Raw genomic sequence first — 3280 nt, 5'->3', positions numbered from 1 at the left:
CATTCTGCTCTGGGCTATAAGACACCCAAACAGATTGAAGAGATGCTGCTAGAAAAAGATAGATTGGCAGCATAAAAAAGTCTCCTACTTTAAGTTGCAATTCCAAGTTTAGCCTTTTCAACAGGTCGAAAGCCGTTCCATCCTGAAGTTGAATATCCATCAATACCACGTCAGGTTGTTTCTCGTCGATCAGTTTTACAGCTGATTGGACATGGTCACTCCAACCTACCAATACCGTGTCGGCTTCCTGCTGTATCAGGTAGCTTATTTCTTTACGCACTGCCGGTTCATCTTCTATGATCACAACGGTTATCATAATTCAAATTCTATCGGGTAAAAATAATACTTGTAAGCGAAGAATTTTAACGAACAGCAACAGTCATTAAGAAAAATTTAGTTTTTGATGAGCAATAAAGCTTCAGACAAATAAAGCTATGGACGAGCCATGAGTTCTACCGTTTAGCGCATTTTGATAATCAATTTAATAATGTTATTTTCGAATATGGGAAAACCGATCGTCACAGAAAGGATGGAAACCATTAGCGGTATAGAAAAAATACCTTATTTAAAAATCATCAAAGAGCTTTCGGAAAATAGGAATGTTTTTAAAGCATTGCTTGCTCCTGTAGGAGAAGAATTATATTTATGGAAACCTAATCCCCAAAAGTGGTGTCTGCTTGAGATTGTTTGCCATTTGTATGACATTGAAAGGGAAGATTTCAGGTTACGAACAGCACATGTACTTTCCAGTCCAACGGAACCCCTGCCACCAATTGATCCTCCGGGTTGGGTGTCATCCAGGGCATATATACAGCAAGATTACCAAGATAAATTAAACGATTTTCTTACGGAAAGAACGCAGTCCGTTAGCTGGTTACAAAACCTGTCAAATCCAGCATGGGAAAATGCATATGAGCATCCAAAACTCGGAAAGATAACCGCTAACATGTTGCTTTCAAACTGGCTTGCTCACGATTATTTACATATACGGCAGATAACCAAGTTAAAATATGATTACCTCAGGCAATTGACCCATGAAGACCTTGGATATGCCGGAAACTGGTAGAGCTATTCCGATACTATATATTAAATCCAGGTAGTTGCCTAAAATTTCCACTTTCTGCATAATCCTTCACAATGCGGTTCCTTTTCTCCAAGAATCTGCGGAGATAATTATTCAGTACTAAGCGGTCAAACGCGCTGCCAAAAATACGATAGGGTACACCATAGTCAAAATGATCGCGCACAATCGTTCGGTCTCCAGCCCTTTCAAAAATATGGTCATGTTTGATATAAGAAAAAGCGCCATCAAGCTGTTCATCTCTAAAGTAGAACGGGCGTTCATAAGCCGTGATCTTTGAAGTCAACCGTTGTCTTATACCAAAATGAGTAGCCTGCCACGTTACGGTTTCGTTCATACCGATCAGCCCAGAAGTAGTACCCTCAACAGCGCGTTCATTTGTACCGGTCGTAGAAATACAATGTAGGTCAATACTTCTTGATAAGTCAAAACAAACGTCAATTTCCGCCTGTATAATCGTTGTTAATTCAATAATGGGCATGCTAGGTTTATAGTGAAGTTAAAAAATAAAACCAATTATCAATATTCGTAGTCAACTCAATTGCTGGATGCGTAAAGTTAAATTAAATAAATGAAAATCATTCGTTTAAATAACGTCATCCATCCTGCTACATCCTCAACAAGATTTGTTAACTTCGTCTCAAGCCATTGATTCAACATTCAAAATAATTGAGTTGCCTTATGAATGACTACTCTTTTCCGCACATTTTAAATATAGTAATTCACGTAATAGGCGGCTCAATTGGTTTACTACTGGGAATAACAGCATTGATCACTAAAAAAGGTGGAAAGTGGCATCGTCGGAGTGGAGCAATATTTCTCCTATTTTTAATCATTGTAATACTGACCGGATTAATTGGGGTATTTGTTTTTAAAAGAAATACTTTTCTTTTAATAATAACGGTTTTGAGTGGCTATTATGGATTTTCAGGATATCAGATTCTAAAAACAAAAAAGAATAAACCGAGATTAATCGATATTTCGGTCGCCATAGTATCGCTCATTTCGGTCTCTTACTTTTTGTATTATTTCAAGTCTATTGGTATGTATTGGTCACCAATAATTGTTTATAGTACCGTTGGTGCTTTATTGGCTGTAATTACTTATGATTTTATACGCTATTTAATTCCAAAAAAAGCTTACCAAAATATTTGGCTCTATGAGCATATCTTCAAAATGATTGGTGCGTTTACCGCTTTATTATCCGCATTTACAGGAACCGTTTTCAACAATTATCAACCTTATAGTCAATTTTTACCCTCTGTCTTCGGAACACTCCTACAAATCGGATTCATCATTTTTTATTTCAGAAAGCTTCGTAAAAAGAATTTAGAAGAAGATGGTACAAAACAAATGTTAACCAAATCTATATTTCATCAACAAATAGATACCTAGGAGGATGATCGTAATAGAAATAATAATTCCCATTATGTTTAATCCATAAGATTTCCTGTCAAATTCATAGGTTTCGGGATGAATAAAAAAAGTACGGTACAGGTCAGGCGAAATCTTCAGATCTGGGCGGAATAGCTCCACACCCTGCAAAAAATGCGCCCTTAACTGTCGACGATTCTTCATAAGATAAAAAAAAGGAGCAGCAGCACATTGAAAATCGATTATTTTTTGTTCGCCCGCGATGAAACCATACAAATATTCCCGCGTATGACGAGAACGGGGATGCCAATCAATATCAGTACTGTCATATTCCGGACTACGCTCCAATTGTTCAAATAAAATCGATTCGAACTTGCCATAGACAAATTGATAATGGATACCATTACGGTCTACCACAATGCTTTTGATAGCTTTTCTTTTGCGTTTAGCATACAGCCGGATAAGTATAAAACTACTCCACATGATAAGTGGATAATATATAGCAAGAAAGAGGTAAGTACCTTTTTTGACAATATCGCTATTCGATACAAACAATAATATTGGCAGTAAATAAAAAAGAAGGCTATATGAGGGGATCAGTGCGCAGCATAAAAACCGGTAAAACCAAGTCATAAAAACGCTCGGTACAGCATGCATATCTGGATAAGTTTCTTTTGTATAGATCATGCAATGTAAAGTTAGCTTTTTTGTAATATATTTAAATTCACTAGTGTCCGGAAAAAAATAAAAAGGAGCAGTAGAAATTAATCAGACTGCTCCAGGATTTATACTTTTGAGTTGCGACAAAAAAGTATGAACAAAAGT

Annotated in this window: 5 protein-coding genes; 2 read left to right on the top strand and 3 right to left on the bottom strand. The window is 36.6% G+C overall.

Annotated features, from left to right (window positions below; translation table 11 throughout):
- The coding region (locus ABD930_RS08785; protein WP_345231351.1) for a LytR/AlgR family response regulator transcription factor at positions 1-316 on the bottom strand (316 nt) is incomplete at its 3' end.
- Positions 317-502: 186 nt separating this feature from the next.
- Between ABD930_RS08785 and ABD930_RS08780 the strand changes: the two genes are divergently transcribed.
- Positions 503-1066, top strand: coding sequence for a DinB family protein (locus ABD930_RS08780; RefSeq protein WP_345231350.1), 564 nt, complete (start codon positions 503-505; stop codon positions 1064-1066).
- Between the two features lie 13 nt (positions 1067-1079).
- Here the strand turns inward: ABD930_RS08780 and ABD930_RS08775 are convergent, their stop codons facing one another.
- Positions 1080-1562: an SRPBCC family protein gene (locus ABD930_RS08775; RefSeq protein WP_345231349.1), complete on the bottom strand. Its 483-nt coding sequence runs from the start codon at positions 1560-1562 to the stop codon at positions 1080-1082.
- A 200-nt stretch (positions 1563-1762) separates the two neighbouring features.
- On the opposite strand from ABD930_RS08775, the gene ABD930_RS08770 reads away from it, so the two are divergent.
- Positions 1763-2476 carry a DUF2306 domain-containing protein gene (locus tag ABD930_RS08770; protein ID WP_345231348.1) on the top strand — a complete coding sequence of 238 codons (714 nt, stop codon included), beginning with the start codon at positions 1763-1765 and terminating at the stop codon, positions 2474-2476.
- On the opposite strand, the gene ABD930_RS08765 is transcribed toward ABD930_RS08770, so the two are convergent.
- Positions 2438-3142, bottom strand: coding sequence for a hypothetical protein (locus ABD930_RS08765; protein WP_345231347.1), 705 nt, complete (start codon positions 3140-3142; stop codon positions 2438-2440). The genes ABD930_RS08770 and ABD930_RS08765 overlap by 39 nt on opposite strands.
- Positions 3143-3280 lie beyond the last annotated feature (138 nt).

This window comes from Olivibacter ginsenosidimutans, assembly GCF_039542865.1.
Classification (GTDB): Bacteria; Bacteroidota; Bacteroidia; order Sphingobacteriales; family Sphingobacteriaceae; genus Olivibacter; species Olivibacter ginsenosidimutans.
The sequence above is the reverse complement of the archived record's forward strand: the minus strand, read 5'-3'. Positions and strand labels throughout refer to the sequence as shown.